At 71.9% G+C, this 17,150-nt stretch carries 14 protein-coding genes; 10 read left to right on the top strand and 4 right to left on the bottom strand.

Annotation, left to right across the window (positions count from 1 at the left end):
• Window positions 1-30: 30 nt before the first annotated feature.
• Window positions 31-2,280, bottom strand: a complete 2,250-nt coding sequence (gene glgX / locus ACZ7LY_RS21025; protein WP_471626157.1) for a glycogen debranching protein GlgX — start codon at window positions 2,278-2,280, stop codon at window positions 31-33.
• A gap of 155 nt (window positions 2,281-2,435) precedes the next feature.
• On the opposite strand from glgX, the gene ACZ7LY_RS21020 reads away from it, so the two are divergent.
• From ACZ7LY_RS21020 to ACZ7LY_RS20995, 6 genes are all read left to right on the top strand, one after another.
• A complete protein-coding gene (locus ACZ7LY_RS21020; protein ID WP_471626156.1) occupies window positions 2,436-3,641 on the top strand; it encodes a L,D-transpeptidase in 1,206 nt (401 codons plus the stop codon).
• 140 nt (window positions 3,642-3,781) lie between these two features.
• Window positions 3,782-4,969 (top strand): L,D-transpeptidase, encoded by a 1,188-nt coding sequence (locus tag ACZ7LY_RS21015; protein WP_471626155.1) that lies wholly within the window; start codon window positions 3,782-3,784, stop codon window positions 4,967-4,969.
• A 464-nt stretch (window positions 4,970-5,433) separates the two neighbouring features.
• Complete coding sequence (locus tag ACZ7LY_RS21010) at window positions 5,434-6,201, top strand: enoyl-CoA hydratase/isomerase family protein (RefSeq protein WP_471626154.1); 768 nt, start codon at window positions 5,434-5,436, stop codon at window positions 6,199-6,201.
• Window positions 6,202-6,486: 285 nt separating this feature from the next.
• On the top strand, window positions 6,487-6,990 hold the full coding sequence (locus ACZ7LY_RS21005) for an ATP-binding protein (RefSeq protein ID WP_471626153.1): 504 nt from the start codon (window positions 6,487-6,489) through the stop codon (window positions 6,988-6,990).
• Between the two features lie 327 nt (window positions 6,991-7,317).
• Window positions 7,318-8,121, top strand: a complete 804-nt coding sequence (locus ACZ7LY_RS21000) for a polysaccharide deacetylase family protein (RefSeq protein WP_471626152.1) — start codon at window positions 7,318-7,320, stop codon at window positions 8,119-8,121.
• A complete protein-coding gene (locus tag ACZ7LY_RS20995) occupies window positions 8,118-9,305 on the top strand; it encodes a YVTN family beta-propeller repeat protein (RefSeq protein WP_471626151.1) in 1,188 nt (395 codons plus the stop codon). Before ACZ7LY_RS21000 ends, ACZ7LY_RS20995 begins: the two co-directional genes overlap by 4 nt.
• A 557-nt stretch (window positions 9,306-9,862) precedes the next feature.
• On the opposite strand, the gene ACZ7LY_RS20990 is transcribed toward ACZ7LY_RS20995, so the two are convergent.
• Entirely contained in the window at window positions 9,863-10,507 is a 645-nt protein-coding gene (locus ACZ7LY_RS20990; RefSeq protein ID WP_471626150.1) for a GNAT family N-acetyltransferase, read from the bottom strand.
• Window positions 10,508-10,564: 57 nt separating this feature from the next.
• Between ACZ7LY_RS20990 and ACZ7LY_RS20985 the strand changes: the two genes are divergently transcribed.
• The 3 genes from ACZ7LY_RS20985 to ACZ7LY_RS20975 all read left to right on the top strand — a co-directional run bounded on the left by ACZ7LY_RS20985 (window position 10,565) and on the right by ACZ7LY_RS20975 (window position 12,603).
• On the top strand, window positions 10,565-11,479 hold the full coding sequence (locus tag ACZ7LY_RS20985) for a helix-turn-helix domain-containing protein (protein WP_471626149.1): 915 nt from the start codon (window positions 10,565-10,567) through the stop codon (window positions 11,477-11,479).
• 47 nt (window positions 11,480-11,526) lie between these two features.
• Entirely contained in the window at window positions 11,527-11,742 is a 216-nt protein-coding gene (locus ACZ7LY_RS20980; protein ID WP_471626148.1) for an EF-hand domain-containing protein, read from the top strand.
• A 201-nt stretch (window positions 11,743-11,943) separates the two neighbouring features.
• Window positions 11,944-12,603 (top strand): NADPH-dependent F420 reductase, encoded by a 660-nt coding sequence (locus ACZ7LY_RS20975; protein ID WP_471626147.1) that lies wholly within the window; start codon window positions 11,944-11,946, stop codon window positions 12,601-12,603.
• Between the two features lie 13 nt (window positions 12,604-12,616).
• On the opposite strand, the gene ACZ7LY_RS20970 is transcribed toward ACZ7LY_RS20975, so the two are convergent.
• The gene (locus tag ACZ7LY_RS20970; RefSeq protein WP_471626146.1) at window positions 12,617-13,168 is read right to left on the bottom strand and encodes a glycoside hydrolase family 25 protein; all 552 of its coding nucleotides are present in this window, start codon (window positions 13,166-13,168) and stop codon (window positions 12,617-12,619) included.
• 726 nt (window positions 13,169-13,894) lie between these two features.
• Between ACZ7LY_RS20970 and ACZ7LY_RS20965 the strand changes: the two genes are divergently transcribed.
• Entirely contained in the window at window positions 13,895-16,207 is a 2,313-nt protein-coding gene (locus tag ACZ7LY_RS20965; RefSeq protein ID WP_471626145.1) for an Orn/Lys/Arg family decarboxylase, read from the top strand.
• A 472-nt stretch (window positions 16,208-16,679) separates the two neighbouring features.
• Here the strand turns inward: ACZ7LY_RS20965 and ACZ7LY_RS20960 are convergent, their stop codons facing one another.
• Entirely contained in the window at window positions 16,680-17,087 is a 408-nt protein-coding gene (locus ACZ7LY_RS20960) for a winged helix-turn-helix transcriptional regulator (RefSeq protein WP_471626144.1), read from the bottom strand.
• Between the last annotated feature and the right edge of the window lie 63 nt (window positions 17,088-17,150).

Genomic DNA, 17,150 nt, shown 5'->3' with positions numbered 1-17,150 from the left:
CCGACACCGCCCGCCGTCTGAGGCGGCCCCTCACAGGACGGCCTCGAACAGCAGGACCGTACGCGGCGCGAGCGTGACCGTCGCGCCGGGCGCCCATGTCTCGTCCGGTGCGGCGGCCTGCTCCTCGCGCGCGGTGTCGACCACCAGCCGGTACGAGGACGCCCACGGCCCGGCCGGCAGCACGAACGGCTGCGGATGGGCGCCCGCGTGCAGCACGGCGAGGAAGCTGGTGTCGCGCACCGGCAGCCCCTGCTCGTCCCGGCCCGGGATGTCCCGACCCGACAGATACATGCCAAGCGTGGCGGCAGGCGCGTACCAGTCGCCCTCCGTCATCTCCGTGCCCCGCGCCGTGAACCAGGCCAGATCCCGCAGCCCGTCCGCCGCGTGCGCCCGCCCCGAGAAGAACGAGCGCCGCCGCAGCACCGGATGCGCGCGCCGCAGCGCGATCAGCCGCGCCGTCAGCTCGTACAGCGCCCGCCAGCCCGGCTCGGCCAGCAGCTCCCAGTCGACCCAACTCGTCTCGTCGTCCTGGCAGTACGCGTTGTTGTTGCCGCCCTGCGTACGCCCGAACTCGTCGCCCGCGACCAGCATCGGCACGCCCGTCGACAGCAGCAGCGTCGTCAGCATGTTCCTCAACTGCCGCCTGCGCAGGGCCCGTACGGACGCGTCGTCGCTCTCGCCCTCCGCGCCGCAGTTCCAGGAGCGGTTGTCGTCGGAGCCGTCCCGGTTGCCCTCGCCGTTCGCCTCGTTGTGCTTGCGCTCGTAGCTGACGAGGTCGCGCAGCGTGAAACCGTCGTGCGCCGTCACGAAGTTGACCGACGCGTACGGCCGCCGCCCGCCCCACGCGTACAGGTCGCTGGAGCCCGACAGGCGGTACCCGAGGTCCCGCACATCGGGCAGCGCGCCGCGCCAGAAGTCCCGTACGGCGCCCCGGTAGCGGTCGTTCCACTCCGTCCACAGCGGCGGGAACGCGCCCACCTGATAGCCGCCCGAGCCCACGTCCCACGGCTCCGCGATCAGCTTCACCCGGCGCAGCACCGGATCCTGCGCGATCACCGCGAGGAACGGCGAGAGCATGTCGACGTCGTGCATCGAGCGGGCCAGCGCCGCCGCGAGGTCGAAGCGGAACCCGTCGACGCCCATCTCGGTCACCCAGTACCGCAGCGAGTCCGTGATCAGGCGCAGCACATGCGGCTGCACGACGTGCAGGGTGTTGCCGCAGCCGGTGTAGTCGGCGTAGCGGCGGGCGTCGCCCTGGAGGCGGTAGTAGCCGCGGTTGTCGATGCCCTTCAGGGAGAGCGTCGGGCCCAGCTCGCCCGCCTCCGCCGTGTGGTTGTAGACGACGTCGAGGATGACTTCGATGCCCGCCGCGTGCAGCGCCCGCACCATCCGCTTGAACTCGCCGACCTGCTGCCCGGCCGTCCCGAACGCCGCGTAGCCCGCGTGCGGCGCGAAGTAGCCGATCGAGTTGTACCCCCAGTAGTTGCGCAGGCCCCGGCGCAGCAGATGGTCCTCGTGCGCGAACTGGTGCACCGGCAGCAGCTCAACCGCCGTCACCCCGAGCCGCGTCAGATGCGCGAGCGCCGCCGGGTGCGCGAGACCGGCGTACGTGCCCCGCAGCTCCTCGGGGACGTCCGGGTGGAGGCGCGTGAAGCCGCGTACGTGCAGCTCGTAGATGACGGTGTCCGCCCACGGCGTCTTCGGCCGGTGGTCGTCCGCCCAGTCGTCGTCATCGTGCACGACGACGCCCTTCGGCACGTACGGCGCCGAGTCCCGGCCGTCGCGCACGGTGTCCGCCACATGCTGCTCGGGCCAGTCCCGGACATGCCCGTACACCTCCGGCGGCAGCGTGAACTCCCCGTCCACGGCACGGGCGTACGGGTCGAGGAGCAGCTTCGCCGGGTTCCAGCGGGCGCCGGTCCACGGGTCCCAGCGGCCGTGCACGCGGTACCCGTAGCGCTGGCCGGGCAGCACCCCGGGCACGAAGCCGTGCCAGATCTCGTGCGTCGAGTCCGCGAGCGGGGAGCGGCGCTCGCGGCCCGCCTCGTCGAACAGACACAGCTCGACCCGCTCCGCGCCGCCCGCCCACAGCGCGAAGTTGGTGCCCGCGACGCCGTCAGGGCCCACCCGGAAGCGGGCGCCGAGCGGCACCGGCGTACCCGGCCTGAGCGGCGGCAGCGGGGGAGTGCGCTCACGGCGCTCCCTCGCCGCCCTCGGGGTCACCACGCTCCGGGCGTCCGGCCCGGACCGCACTTCCTCCTGCTCGGGTGCGCTCGACACCGGTCAGCCTCCCGCGGCTCCACGACTGCGGGGAGCTGCGGCGTCCCGGCCGCGGCTCCCCGACACAACGTCCTCCCTCTGTTCTGCCCACAGCGCGCCTCGCACTCACGTTTCCCCGCCGGGGCCCGCGTCGTTGGGCTCACGTGACAACTGCTGTGAGACGCGCGCGACGCGCGAAAGCGGCCCTGGCCGCCCTGCTGACCTGGGCCGCACTGGCCGGCGGACTCGCCGGCTGCGACGGAGACGGCACGTCCGACAAGCCGCGCGGACCGAAGGAACTGATCCAGGTCACCCCCGACGACGACACCAAGGACGTCAGAAGCGACGACACCCTCCAAGTACGCGTACCCGAAGGCAGGTTGGAGACCGTCACGGTCGTCCGCTCGCGGGACGCCCAGGACGCGCGGGTCCCCGGCAGGATCGACGACGACGGCACGCGCTGGCGCCCGAGCGGCCCGGGCGCCCACCACCTCTCCCTGTCCGCCCAGTACACCGTCGACGCGGTGGCCGTCGACGGCACCGGGCGCCGCGTCGCCCGGCACACCACCTTCACCACGTCCGTCCCCGCCCGCCGCTTCATCGGCTACGTCACCCCGGAGGACCGCGCCACGGTCGGCACCGGCATGATCGTCCGTCTGCGCTTCAACCGGGAGATCCGCGACCGCGCCGCCGTCGAGCGCGCCGTACGCGTCACCGCGCGCCCCGCCGTCGAGGTCGCCCCGCACTGGTTCGGCCGCACCCGCCTCGACTTCCGGCCCCGCGCCTACTGGAGACCCGGCACTCAGGTCACCGTCCGGCTCGGGCTGCGCGACGTGGAGGCGGCGCCCGGCGTCTTCGGCCTCCAGCGCAAGTCCTTCACCTTCACCGTCGGCCGCAGCCAGGTGGCGACCGTCGACGCCGCCGCCCACACCATGCGCGTCGTGCGCGACGGACGCCCCCTCGCCACCGTGCCGATCACCGCCGGGGCGCCCTCGTCCACCACGTACAACGGCAAGATGGTCGTCTCCGAGAAGCTGGAGGTGACGCGCATGAACTCCCGCACGGTCGGCTTCGGCGGCGAGTACGACATCCCCGACGTGCCGCACGCCCTGCGGCTCACCGACTCCGGCACCTTCCTGCACGGCAACTACTGGTCCGGAGGCGTCTTCGGCACCGCCAACGTCAGTCACGGCTGCGTCGGGCTGCGGGACGTGAAGGGCGGCGCCGCGACCACCCCGGCCGGCTGGTTCTACGCCCGTACCCTCGTCGGCGACGTCGTCGAGGTCCGCCACAGCGCCGACAGGACGGTCGCCGCGGACAACGGGCTCGGGGGCTGGAACATGAGCTGGGCGGCCTGGAGAGCGGACGGCGTACGGGGGTGACGCGGGGCCCGCGTTGGAACGGAACGGTGACACAACGGGGGCTCCGTTTCCCCAGGTCGTGCGGTTAATCTGACGCTGTGCGCGGGGACGCGCGGGGGTGCGGGCCCTGGACCTGGGCCCGGCGAGGGGAGAAGACCATAGTGAACGGGCGACGGCCGATATCGGCCACTCTGCTGGGATCGGCGCTGCTGTTGGTCACCGCATGCGGGGGCGGTTCGGACGCGGGCGACGACGGCAAGAACGACAAGGCCGGCGAGGCGAACAAGCCGTCGGTGGCCGTCGTCACCGTCGCGCCGAGGAACGGCGCGGACGACGTGGCGACCAGCGGGGCGCTCCAAGTCAGCGCGGCCAAGGGCAAGTTGACCGAGGTCAAGGTCGCCGACACCAAGGGCAACGAGGTGCGGGGCGCGCTCGGCGCCGACGGCACGAGCTGGAAGCCGGCGCATCACCTCGCGGCCTCCACCACGTACAAGGTGCACGCGGTCGCCAAGGACAAGGACGGGCGGCAGTCCGCGAAGGACTCCACGTTCACGACGCTGACGCCGAAGAACACGTTCGTCGGCACGTTCACGCCGGAGGACGGGTCGAAGGTCGGCGTCGGCATGCCGTTCTCGGTGCGGTTCACGCGCGGCATCACGAAGCCGGAGGACGTCGAGAAGGCCATCACCATCAAGACGCGGCCGTCCGTCCCCGTCGAGGGCCACTGGTTCGGCAACGACCGGCTCGACTTCCGCCCCGAGAAGTACTGGGCGCCGGGCACCAAGGTCACCGTCACGATGAACCTGGACGGTGTCGAGGGCCGGCCCGGCGTCTACGGCAAGCAGGTGCGCACCGTCGACTTCACCATCGGGCGCAGCCAGGTCTCCACGGTCGACGCCAAGACGCACAAGATGACCGTCCGCCGCGACGGCAAGGTCATCAAGACCATCCCCGTCACGACCGGCAAGCCCGGGTACGAGACGTGGAACGGGCAGATGGTCATCAGCGAGCGGCTCCGGGTGACCCGGATGAACGGGGAGACGGTCGGTTACGGCGGGGAGTACGACATCAAGGACGTGCCCCACGCGATGCGGCTCACCGACTCCGGCACGTTCATCCACGGCAACTACTGGGGCGGGGGCGCCTTCGGCAACTTCAACGCCAGTCATGGGTGTGTGGGGTTGCGGGATGTGCGGGGCGGTTACGACAAGAAGATCTCCGCGGCCTGGTTCTTCGACCACTCCATGGTGGGGGACGTGGTGATCGTCAAGCGCTCCCACGATCGTACGGTGGCCCCTGAGAACGGCTACAACGGCTGGAACATGCCCTGGTCCGCTTGGAAGAACTGACCCGCGTCCTCTGACGGGGGGTCCTCCAGCACGGGCCCGCTGCCCTGACCGTTCGCGCAGTTCCCCGCGCCCCTATCGAGGCTGCCCCTTCGGGCGGTTCTTCGACTGCGGGCGCGTCGTGGCCGCTCGCGCAGTTCCCCGCGCCCCTGAGGGAGCGGGGCTTCGCCCCAGCTCCCCAGGGGAGGAGGTGGCGACGAAGTCGCCCCTCCAGGGGCGCGGGGAACTGCGCGAGAAGCCCCCACCCACCCGCAGGTGATCGACTACTCAGGGGCGCGGGGAACTGCGCGAGAAGCCCCCACCCACCCGCAGGTGATCGACTACTCAGGGGCGCGGGGAACTGCGCAATACGGTCACTGCAACTGGCCCGCACCCGAGAACCGCCCGACCAGCCCCGCCGGAGGCCGGAGGCGCCCCGTGATGAAGGACTCAGCGTCCCCGGGCCGGGAGGCCGTTAGCCTGCGGGCATGACTGTTCACCTGGAAGTCGCCGAAGGCGTGGGCACGATCCGCCTGGACCGCCCCCCGATGAACGCCCTGGACATCGCCACCCAGGACCGCATCAAGGAACTGTCCGAAGAGGCCACGACCCGCGCCGACGTGAGAGCCGTGGTCCTGCGCGGCAGCGAGAAGGTGTTCGCGGCCGGCGCGGACATCAAGGAGATGCAGGTCATGGACCACGCGGCCATGATCTCCCGGGCCCGCGCCCTCCAGGACGCGTTCACCGCGGTGGCCCGCATCCCCAAACCGGTCGTCGCCGCGGTCACCGGCTACGCCCTGGGCGGCGGCTGCGAACTCGCCCTCTGCGCGGACATCCGCATCGCCGCCGACAACGCGAAACTGGGCCAGCCCGAGATCCTGCTCGGCCTGATCCCCGGCGCCGGCGGCACCCAGCGCCTGTCCCGCCTGGTGGGCCCCTCCCGCGCCAAGGACCTGATCTTCACGGGCCGTCAGGTCAAGGCGGACGAGGCGCTCGCCATCGGCCTCGTCGACCGTGTCGTACCCGCCGCCGAGGTCTTCGACGCGGCACACACCTGGGCGGCGAAGCTCGCGCAGGGCCCGGCCATCGCGCTGCGCGCCGCGAAGGAGTCCATCGACGCGGGCCTGGAGACGGACCTGGAGACGGGTCTCGCCATCGAGCGGAACTGGTTCGCGGGCCTGTTCGCCACCGAGGACCGCGAGCGCGGCATGCGCAGCTTCGTCGAGGACGGTCCGGGCAAGGCCAAGTTCGTCTGACGGGACACCCCGGGGGCGTGGTCAACTGCCGGGCGTGGACACCGAGTTGATCACGTACCCCGTTGGGGCGCATTATCCCTGCCTTAAGGCAACCTTAAGAGATCCTCACCGGAGTCGATCCAGCAGCGAGTGTCCGCCATCGGTCGCCGCAGGTCAGATGGGCCGTATCGCATGCTGGCATGCCATTGACATATGCCGGAACGCCCCTCCGGAATGGAGCGTTCCGGGGGGCTTATTCCTCCGGAACGGCCCCACGGACCCCGCCGGGCGGCCATCATGGGGGGCATGGCGGGGCTTGAGGGTGTCGAACAGCCGCGGCCGAACGGGAGTGCGACCGCGGCGCGCTGGTCTCCCGCGGTCGAGGACGAACACGCGCTGCGCGCACTGGAGTTGTTCGGAAATCCGACCGAGGGCGAGGTGTCGTTGCCCTCGCGCCCGGAATCCGCGGCGACCGCCCGCAGGCTCGCCCAGGTCGTCGTCCTGCGTCAGTGGGGCCTCAGCCCGAAGATGACCGAGGACGCGGTCCTGCTCGTGTCCGAACTCGTCGGCAACGCCGTCCGGCACACCGGCGCCCGCGCCTTCGGCCTGCGCATGACGCGCCGGACCGGCCGGCTGCGGATCGAGGTCCGTGACCCCTCGCGCGGCCTGCCGTGTCTGATGCCGGTGCATGAGCTGGACATCTCAGGGCGCGGCCTGTTCCTCGTCGACAAGCTCGCCGACCGCTGGGGCGTGGATCTGCTCCCGCGCGGCAAGACCACCTGGTTCGAGATGCGCGTCAGCGACCGCTGAACCGCGCGCCCCCGGCCACCGAGTCCCGCGGCCCCCCTCCCCGGGACGCGCGGAAGCCCCCGTTCTCGCCGTCGTGCGGCGCCGCGGGGGCTTCCGTGTGATGCGCCGCGGACAGTGGGGGTGTAGTCCACGGCGTCTGATGACGACCTGGCCCGGGTCAATGGGGGTCGTGTTCACTGATCATGACAGAAGGACCCGGGAAGGTCCAAATGAATCATTGGTGACATGAGCCACCAGCCTCGTAAATGAAGATTAATTACAGCGGGCATCCAGTAAACGTTAAGGCCCTCGGGTCGATAGGCGGCTTTTGTCGCTTCTCGCCCTTAAATGGGGCGGGTGACCCAGGCCGAACCGATCCCACGCCGGTCGGCGCTGCTCCTCGGCGCCTCGCTCACCGCAGCCGCCGCCACCGGCTGCGCCGCCACCGCGCGCACGTCCACCGCACCTCCCGCCCCCGCGACCGCCGACCCGTCCGCCGGCCGCACGAGCACCAGCCCCGCACCGGCCCCCGGCCCGCGCCGGCTGCCCGGCCTCCCCGTACAGATCGACCACGGGCCGCGCACCCGCGACCGGGTCGCCCTCACCTTCCACGGGCAGGGCGACCCCGCCGTCGCCCGCGCGGTGCTCGCCGAGGCCGAACGCGCCCACGCCCGCGTCACCGTCCTCGCCGTCGGCACCTGGCTCGACGCCCACCCCGAGATGGCCCGGCGCGTCCTCGACGGCGGCCACGACCTCGGCAACCACACCCTCCACCACCGCGACATCAACGCCATGTCCGAGGCCGACGCCACCGCCGAGATCACCGGCTGCGCCGACCGCCTGCGCCGGCTCACCGGATCCGTCGGCACCTGGTTCCGGCCCTCGCGCACGCCCCGGGCCAGCCCGCTGGTCGCCCGCCTCGCCGCCCGCGCCGGTTACCCGCACGTCCTGTCGTACGACGTCGACTCCCTCGACTTCACCTCGCCGGGCGCGGGCACCGTCGTACGCAACGTCGACACGGCGGTGCGGCCCGGCTCCATCGTCAGCCTGCACTTCGGGTACGCCGACACGGTCGCCGCGCTGCCCGCACTCCTGGACCACCTCCACCGCCGCGGGCTCACCGCGGTCACCTGCACGGAGCTGCTCACATGACACCCATCCGCCGCACCGGACCGCTGTCCCTCGCCGCCGCCGTCCTCGCCCTCGCCGCGCTCGCCGGGTGCGGGGCCGCGCAGGACGCGGGGCACTCCACGCAGGACGCCGTGAAGCCCGTCAAGCCCGCCGCGCCCGCCCGGCAGGAGGTCAAGGGACTGCCGGGCATGCCGCCCGTCCTCGACCCCAAGGACGTCTACGCCGCCGACCGGCCCGGCCGCCTCTCCCCGGTCGTCAAGGACTTCCCCTCGCGCGTGTACGTCCCCAACACCGAGTCCGACTCGGTCTCCGTCATCGACCCGAAGACCCACAAGGTCATCGAGACGATCCCGGTGGGGCGGCAGCCGCAGCACGTCGTGCCGTCCTGGGACCTCAAGACGCTCTGGGTCAACAACGACCGCGGCAACACGCTCACGCCCATCGACCCGAAGACCGGCAAGGCGGGCAAGCCGGTGGACGTGCACGACCCGTACAACCTGTACTTCACGCCCGACGGCAAGCACGCCGTCGTCATGGCCTCGCTCGACCGGCAGCTCGTCTTCCGCGACGCGCACACCATGAAGATCGACCACACCGAGCCCGTGAGCTGCTACGGCGTCAACCACGCCGACTTCTCCCTCGACGGGCGCTACTTCATCGTGAGCTGCGAGTTCAGCGGCGAACTCCTCAAGGTCGACACCGCCCGCATGAAGGTCGTCGCGCAGCAGAAACTGCCGTTCCACGGGGCGATGCCGCAGGACGTCAAGATGTCGCCGGACGGGAAGAAGTTCTACGTCGCGGACATGATGGCGAACGGGATGTGGGTGCTGGACGGCGCCACGTTCTCCAAGCCGGAGCTGCTGCCGACGGGGAAGGGGGCGCACGGCCTGTACGTCAGCCGCGACTCCCGCGTCATGTACGTCTCCAACCGGGGCGAGGGGTCGATCTCCGTGTTCGACTTCGCGCATGGCAAGGTCGTCAAGAAGTGGCACCTGCCCGGGGGCGGCAGCCCCGACATGGGGGGCGTCTCGGCGGACGGCAACACGCTGTGGCTGTCCGGGCGGTACGACTCCGAGGTGTACGCGATCGATACGCGGAGCGGCGCCGAAGTGGCCCGTGTTCCGGTGGGCCGGGGCCCGCACGGTCTGGCGGTCTACCCCCAACCGGGCCGCTACTCCCTGGGCCACACCGGAATCTTCCGCTAGCAATTCCGATCCCCACTCAGGTCAGCGCCCTCAGGGGCGCGAGGAACTGCGCGAGCAACCGACGACGACTCGCAGCCGCGAGGGGCGGGTCATGTGGCAGACGCGTCTGCGGGTCGGTCGTGGCGGGCCGCGCAGTTCCCCGCGCCCCTGGCGGGGCTGGTTTGCACCGGAGTCCCCGGGTGCGGTCAGCGCCCTCAGGGGCGCGAGGAACTGCGCGAGCAACCGGCGACGACTCGCAGCCGCGAGGGGCGGGTCATGTGGCAGACGCGTCTGCGGGTCGGTCGTGGCGGGCCGCGCAGTTCCCCGCGCCCCTGGCGGGGCGGTTCGCCCCGGAGTCGCCGGGTGCGGCCAGCGCCCTTGGGGGCGCGGGGAACTGCGCGAGTAACCGGCGACGGGTCGCGGCCGCGATGGGTCGGTGATGTGGCAGACGCGTCTGCGGGCCGGTCGTGGCCGATCGCGCAGTTCCCCGCGCCCCTGGCGGGGCTGGTCGCGCCGGAGTCCCCGGGTGCGGCCAGCGCCCATGGCGGGGCTGTTGGACCCCGGTGACATAGAACGGCTCAGGTGCGGAGCATGAGGGCCTCGGACGCCACCGGAACAAACCCCGCCCCAAGGAACGCGCGGACACTGCGGGCGTTCCCCGGCGACGTCTGGGCCCAGACGAAGTCACCGCAGACCAAGTGCCGCGCCGCAAGCGCGAGTTGGCGACCGAGCCCCCGGTGCCGTACCGCCTCGTCGACCTCGACGGCCACCTCCCACCGCCCTGCGATCCCACGCCCGAGCACAAGAACCCCCGCACCCCCGACCGTCTCCCAGACCCGCACCTCGTCCCGGTGCGTGAGCGCCCGCACGACCCGGGGGTGCTCCCGGTCCAGGATCTCCCGCAGCGCGACCGGCGCCGCCCCCGGGAGTGCCGGAGCCACGCTCAGCAGATCGATCGTGTCGTGCGCCCGCCCGGTCCTGTCCATGAACTCCGTGAGGAACCGCGCGTTCATCGTCGCCGCGAACGCGTCACAGTCGAGGGCGGCCAGCCGTTCCCGTACCCACTCCTCCGGCTCGTCCGTGAAGATCACGGAGTGCGCCGTGAACGCCAGCACCCCCGCGTCCCGCGCGCACGTCTGCGGCACGACCGTCGTGCCCCCGTCCGGCGGCGGGAAGACACCCTTCGCCGCCGCGTCCAGAATGTCCCGCAACCCCTCGCCCACGCCCGTCCCCGCTCCTCGCTTGAGTCTCCACCCACTGGAAGGCACAGACTCCCAGACATGACCGACGACGGCTCCCCCCTGCTCACGATCGGCCGGCTGGCCCGCCGTACGGGGCTGACGGTACGCACGATCCGGTTCTGGTCCGACGCGGGCGTCCTGCACCCCGTCGCCCGCAGCTCGGGCGGCTACCGGCTCTACGACGCCGAGTCCGTGGCCCGCCTCGAACTCGTCCGCACGCTGCGGGAGCTGGGCCTCGGTCTGGACGACGTACGACAGGTGCTCGCGGGGGAGAAGGACCTCGCCGCCGTCGCCGCCGCGCACGTGGCGGCGCTCGACGCGCAGATCCGTACGCTCCGGCTAAACCGGGCCGTCCTGTCGACCGTCGCCCAACGGAACTCGACCACGAAGGAGACAGCCCTGATGAACAAGCTGGCACGGCTCTCCGCCGCCGAACGCAAGCACATCATCGACGACTTCATGGAGCAGACCTTCGGCGGCCTCGACGCCGCCGACCCCGACATCCGTACCCGGATGACCATCATGGTGCCGGACCTGCCCGACGACCCGACCGCCGAACAGGTCGACGCGTGGGTGGAGTTGGCCGAGCTGATGCAGGACGCGGACTTCCGCGCCCACATGCGCCGCATGATCGAGTTCAACGCCGCCGACCGGGGCCCCGACGTGCCGCCCGGCAGCTCCCTGTGGTTCATGAGCCGGCTCGTGCAACTGGCGGGGGAGGCCCGCGAGCGCGGCGTCGCCCCCGAGTCGCCGGAGGCCGCCGACGTGCTGCGCGGCCTGATCGGCGACGGCGACCCCGGCGAGGTCCTGGAGCGTCTGGAAGCCGCCGCCAACGAGGACGTCGCCCGCTTCCGCGATCTCGTCTCCCGCGTACGGGGCATGGAGCCCGCGCCCCGGCACGAGGCGGAGTTCGCCTGGGTACTCGCCGCACTGCGCGCCGCCACCGCCCGCTAACCTTGCTCCGTCAACACGGCAGTACGTACAACGAGGGGTTGGTCGCGGTGGCGGACATCGAGGCGGCACGCAAGGCGTTCGAGCGGTTCGACGCGAACGGCGACGGCTACATCACGCCGGCCGAGTACAAGAGCGCCATGGCGCAGATGGGCGACTTCCACGTCACGGAGGCCGTGGCCGAGGCGCTCATAGCCAAGCGGGACACGGACGGGGACAAGCTCCTCTCGTTCGACGAGTTCTGGGCCGACCTGAACAAGAACTGAGCCCCGCGCACCGCGCACCATGCCACGTCCGCCGCTCCCGCCCGGGACCGGCGGACGTGGCATGTGTGCGGAGAGCGCCGGAATAGGCGACCCGGCAGGGGAGTTGAGCGGTCGTACGCGGCCCGGGGACCCGAACCCGGACCCGTATGCGAACCGGGAACCGGGAACCGGGACCTCTGATTTCGAAGGGCACGCCACGACATGAAGATCGGCATCATCGGCGCGGGCAACATCGGCGGCAACCTCACCCGCCGCTTCACGGCCGCCGGCCACGACGTCCACGTCGCCAACTCGCGCGGCCCGCACACCCTCACCGCGCTCGCGGAGGAGACCGGCGCCACCCCCGCGACCATCGAGGACGCGGTGCGCGACGCGCGGGTCGTCGTCGTCACCATCCCGCTGGGGGCCGTCGCCGGGCTGCCGAAGGGACTGCTCGACACGGCCGCGGCGGACGTCACCGTCATCGACACCGGCAACTACTACCCGCAGCGCGACGGCCGGATCGACGCCGTCGAGGACGAGGGGCTGACCGAGAGCCGCTGGACCGAGCGGCAGATCGGGCACCCGGTCGTGAAGGTGTTCAACGGGACGTACGCCCAGGACATCATCGACAAGGCGCGCCCGGCGGACGACCCCGAGCGCGTCGCCCTGCCCGTCGCGGCCGACAGCGCCGACGACCGGCGGACCGTCGTCGCCCTGCTCGACGAGATCGGCTTCGACGCGGTCGACGCGGGCGGCATCGACGACTCCTGGCGCCAGCAGCCCGGCACGCCCGTCTACGGCCTGGCCGGCGACGCGGACGCGGTCCGCAAGGCGCTCGCCGACGCGTTGCCCGAGCGGACCGCGGAGTGGCGGGCCTGAACCGCCGCCGGCCTCAGGGCGTGGCCCACTCCCGCAGCGCGGCGCGGGTCGAGAAGTGGGCCACGTTCTTGTCGAGCGGGTGGTCGGTGTACTGGTGGAACTTCCAGGACGCCTTGATACGGGGCTTGCCCGCGCTCACGTAGTCCGCGATCCACAGGCCGTCGCCCGCGTACGAGGTCGTGTCCACGTTCAGCCAGTAGTTGCGGTTGGTGTAGAGCAGCACCCGGTGGTGCGGGCGCAGCCGCTTGACCTCGCGGATGAACCGGTCCTTCTCCGCGTTGCTCGCGTGCGTGCCGTCGCCCGTCGTCTCCCAGTCCACGGCGAGGAGGTCGCCGGCGCGCTCGGGGGCCTTGCTGACGAAGTACTCGGCCTGGGCGGTCAGGTTGCCGGGCCACAGGAAGTGGTAGAAGCCGACGACGCAGTGGCCGTCGCGGGCGAGTTTCGTCTGGGCGGCGAGTCTCGGGTTCACGTAGGAGCGGCCCTCCGTGGCCTTGATGAACACGAAGGAGACTCCGTCGGTTTCGAAGGTGTGCTGGTGGGAGCTTACGTCGATGCCGTGGATCATGCGGGCTCCTGGTCGGTGGGGCGACTGGGGGTCCCCCCCATCGTCCCCGACGCCACCCTGTCCCCGGGCCCACTCTCCCCAACTCACCCGTAAGGGGCGGCCCCTTGACCGCCCCCCCGCGCGCCTGGGCAGCCGATCACCTTTCGGCCGGTGGGAGCTGATCGCGCAGTTCCCCGCGCCCCTGGGGAGTTCTCCAGCGGAGGCTGCTTGTAGCTGAGGTTGCGCAGTTCCCCGCGCCCCTGGGTGAGTGGGTGGCTCTGCCGGTGGGGATCCTCGACTCTCGTCGTGGCTGGTCGCGCAGTTCCCCGCGCCCCTAGGAGGGGCGGCTGCGCCGCCACCTCCTCCCCTGGGGAGCAGGGGCGAAGCCCCGCTCCCTCAGGGGCGCGGGGAACTGCGCGAGCGACCACGACGAGACCGCCAGTCGAAGAACCGCCCGAAGGGGCAGCCCCGTGAGGGGCGCGGGGAACTGCGCGAGCGACCACGACGAGACCGTCAGCCGAGGAACCGCCCGAAGGGGCAGCCCCGTGAGGGGCGCGGGGAACTGCGCAAGGTTGTGGCGCGGGGCACCCACCCAGCCGGCGGGCGCGATAGTCCAGGTCAACCCCGGAGGGACCCCGTTCCGTCGTCACGGTGGTTTGACCCCCCCGGCGCCCCCCGGCCCACCCCCCTCACCCCCACACTGAACCACCGCGGCAGCGAGAGCCGCAGCGGACGGCGGGAGCGCACATGACCGACAGCAAGATCCTGGTCGCGGTACCGGAACACCCCCGGGGCGAGGACGCCGGAGCCCAGCAGTTACGTAAGATCCGGGACGCGATCGAGGCGGCCGGCTTCGAAGTCCGCTGGGCGCTGACGGCCCAGGACGCGGAAGCGGTACTGCGCACGGAGGCCGGCCTCGCCGCGGCACTGGTGGCCTGGGACCTCCCCGGCACCGACGACGCCGAAGCGGACGGCACCCCCGGCGGCGGAGCAGTACTGCGTCGGATCGGACGACGGTTCAGGGACCTGCCGGTCTTCCTGGTGATGGCGGACGAGGGCCTGGGCGCCCTGCCCCTGTGGGTGTCCGAGTCGGTCGTGGGCTATGTCTGGCCGCTGGAGGACACCCCGGGCTTCATCGCGGGCCGCATCACCACCGCCGCCCGCGCCTACCGCGAAGCCGTGCTGCCGCCGTTCTTCCGTGCCCTGCGCCGCTTCGACGACGCCCACGAGTACTCCTGGCACACCCCGGCCCACTCCGGCGGCGTCGCCTTCCTCAAGTCGCCCGCGGGACGCGCCTTCCACGACTACTTCGGGGAGCGGCTGCTGCGCAGCGACCTGTCGATCTCCGTCGAGGAACTGGGCTCGCTGTTCGAGCACACCGGCCCGATCGGCGACGCGGAGCGCAACGCCGCCCGCGTGTTCGGCTCCGAACTCACCTACTTCGTCCTGCACGGCGACTCGACGTGCAACCGCCTGGTGGGCCACTTCAGCGTCACCCGCGACGAGATCGCCCTGGTGGACCGCAACTGCCACAAATCCGTCCTGCACGGCCTCGTCGTCTCCGGTGCCCGCCCGGTCTACCTCGTCCCCACCCGTAACGGCTACGGCCTCGCGGGACCGCTGCCCCCGGCCGAGATCGGCGCGGACGCGGTCGCGGCCCGTATCGCCGCGCATCCGCTCACCGAGGGCGCGGTGTCCCCGCACGCGCAGTACGCCGTGTTCACCAACTCCACCTACGACGGCCTGAGTTACGACGCCGTGGCCACCGCCCGCGCGTTCGCCGCCAGCACGCCCCGGGTGCACTTCGACGAGGCGTGGTTCGCGTACGCCCGCTTCCACCCGCTCTACGCCGGGCGCTACGGCATGTCGGTGGACGAGGACGCGTTCCCCGGCGAGGACCGCCCGACCGTGTTCGCCACCCAGTCCACGCACAAGCTGCTGGCGGCGCTGTCGCAGAGCGCGATGGTGCACGTGCGGTCTGCGCCGAGGGCACCGGTGGAGCACGACCGGTTCAACGAGGCGCTGATGATGCACGGCACCACCTCGCCCCTGTACCCGATGATCGCCTCGCTCGACGTGGCGACGGCGATGATGGACGGCCCGCAGGGCACGTGGCTGATCGACGAGGCGGTGACCGAGGCGGTCCGCTTCCGCCAGGAGATGGTGCGCCTGCGCCGGCGGATCGAACGCGCCGGCGACCGGCCGCCCTGGTTCTTCGGGGTGTGGCAGCCGGACACGGTCACCGACCCGGCGACGGGGGAGCGGCTGCCGTTCGAGGAGGCCCCGCCGCAACTGCTGCGCACCGAGCAGTCCTGCTGGCTGCTGGAGCCCGGCGCCGACTGGCACGGCTTCCCCGGTCTTACCGAGGGCCACTGCATGCTGGACCCCGTCAAGGTCACGCTGACCTGCCCGGGGATCAGCGCCACCGGCGAGATGGCCGATGAGGGCATCCCGGCCCGGGTGCTCACCGCGTACCTCGCCACCCGGAAGATCGTGGTGGAGAAGACCGACAGCTACACCACGCTGATCCTGTTCTCCATGGGCATCACCAAGGGCAAGTGGGGCACCCTGCTGGACGCCCTGACGGACTTCAAGGCCCTGTACGACGCCGACGTCCCGCTGGAGCGGGTCCTGCCGGAGGCCGTCGCCGCGCACCCCCGCCGGTACGCGGGTCTGACGCTGCGCGCGCTGTGCCGGGAGATGCACGAGCAACTGCGTTCGGCGCGGCTGGTGGCGCTTCTCGACACGGCCTTCCAACAGCTCCCGCGGCCCGTGGCGCCGCCCCAGCACTGCTACCAGCGGTTGGTACGGGGTGGGACCGAGCGGGTGCGGATCGCGCGGGCGGCGGAACGGGTGGCCGCCGCCATGGTGACGGTCACCCCGCCCGGCATCCCGGTCCTGATGCCGGGCGAGTCCACCGGCGCCTCCGGCGGGCCGCTGCTGCGCTATCTCATGGCGCTGGAGTCCTTCGACCGGCGCTTTCCTGGGTTCCGCAGCGAGACGCATGGCGTGACCATCGACGAGGACACCGGCGACTATCTGATCGAGTGCCTGCGCTAGGGCGTCCCGCCCGTGGTTCCTCGCCTGCGGGCCGGTGGGGGCTGATCGCGCAGTTCCCCGCGCCCCTATCGGGGCACGACCGTGCGTTGTTTTCTGCGGGCCGGTGGGGCGTCTCGCGCAGTTCCCCGCGCCCCTGAAGCATGCACTTCGTGCAGCTTCCCCAGGGGGGAGGTGGCGGCGCAGCCGCCCCTCCAGGGGCGCGGGGAACTGCGCGGCCAGCCACGACCGGAGTCGAGGCCGAGGAATCCACCCGAAGGGGCACTCACCCAGGGGCGCGGGGAACTGCGCGCTCAGCCACGACGCGAGTGGAGGCCAAGGAACCCGTCCGAAGGGGCTGTCACCTCAGGGGCGCGGGGAACTGCGCGGCCAGCCACGACGAAAGCCGAGACCGAAGAACCCGTCCGAAGGGGCTGTCACCTCAGGGGCGCGGGGAACTGCGCGATCAGCCACGACGAAAGCCGAGGCCGAAGAATCAGCCGCCCGCGCCCAGCGCCGCGTCGAAGCGGGCGCGGTGGGCCGACACCTCGTCGCAGTGTTTCCCGGCCCAGTCGATGAGCGCCGTGACCGCCACGATGAGGGACGCCCCGAGCGGCGTCAGTTCGTACTCGACCCGGGGCGGCACCTCCGCGTACGCCGTCCGCGTCACCATCCCGTCCCGGCGCAACTGCCGCAACGTATGCGTCAGCATCCGCTGCGAGATCCCCGGGACCCGGCGCTGCAACTCCGTATAACGCAACGGCCCGCCCTCCAGCGCGCCGATCACCAGCACCGCCCACTTGTCCCCGGCCCGCTCCACGAGCTGCCGGATCGTGTCCGCCTTCGCGGCGGGCCAGCGCGCGCACGGCCCCGACACCGCCGCCGCTCCCTCCGAGACCTCCATGACCGTCCCGCCCTCCACTCGACTCCCCGCTCACGCACACCGGTGTGCCTTTTGTACCGGCTC

This window comes from Streptomyces sp. NPDC107550, from assembly GCF_055639095.1.
This window is presented reverse-complemented; position numbering and strand designations above follow the sequence as displayed.

What these genes read in the sequence shown, in the direction of transcription:
- ACZ7LY_RS21005 (WP_471626153.1), top strand. Translation starts at nt 6,487, where the DNA reads ATGGCGGGGCTTGAGGGTGTCGAACAGCCGCGGCCGAACGGGAGTGCG.
- ACZ7LY_RS20970 (WP_471626146.1), bottom strand. Translation starts at nt 13,168, where the DNA reads ATGATCCACGGCATCGACGTAAGCTCCCACCAGCACACCTTCGAAACC.
- ACZ7LY_RS21000 (WP_471626152.1), top strand. Translation starts at nt 7,318, where the DNA reads ATGGGGCGGGTGACCCAGGCCGAACCGATCCCACGCCGGTCGGCGCTG.
- ACZ7LY_RS20985 (WP_471626149.1), top strand. Translation starts at nt 10,565, where the DNA reads ATGACCGACGACGGCTCCCCCCTGCTCACGATCGGCCGGCTGGCCCGC.
- ACZ7LY_RS20965 (WP_471626145.1), top strand. Translation starts at nt 13,895, where the DNA reads ATGACCGACAGCAAGATCCTGGTCGCGGTACCGGAACACCCCCGGGGC.
- ACZ7LY_RS20975 (WP_471626147.1), top strand. Translation starts at nt 11,944, where the DNA reads ATGAAGATCGGCATCATCGGCGCGGGCAACATCGGCGGCAACCTCACC.
- ACZ7LY_RS20995 (WP_471626151.1), top strand. Translation starts at nt 8,118, where the DNA reads ATGACACCCATCCGCCGCACCGGACCGCTGTCCCTCGCCGCCGCCGTC.
- ACZ7LY_RS21010 (WP_471626154.1), top strand. Translation starts at nt 5,434, where the DNA reads ATGACTGTTCACCTGGAAGTCGCCGAAGGCGTGGGCACGATCCGCCTG.
- ACZ7LY_RS20960 (WP_471626144.1), bottom strand. Translation starts at nt 17,087, where the DNA reads ATGGAGGTCTCGGAGGGAGCGGCGGCGGTGTCGGGGCCGTGCGCGCGC.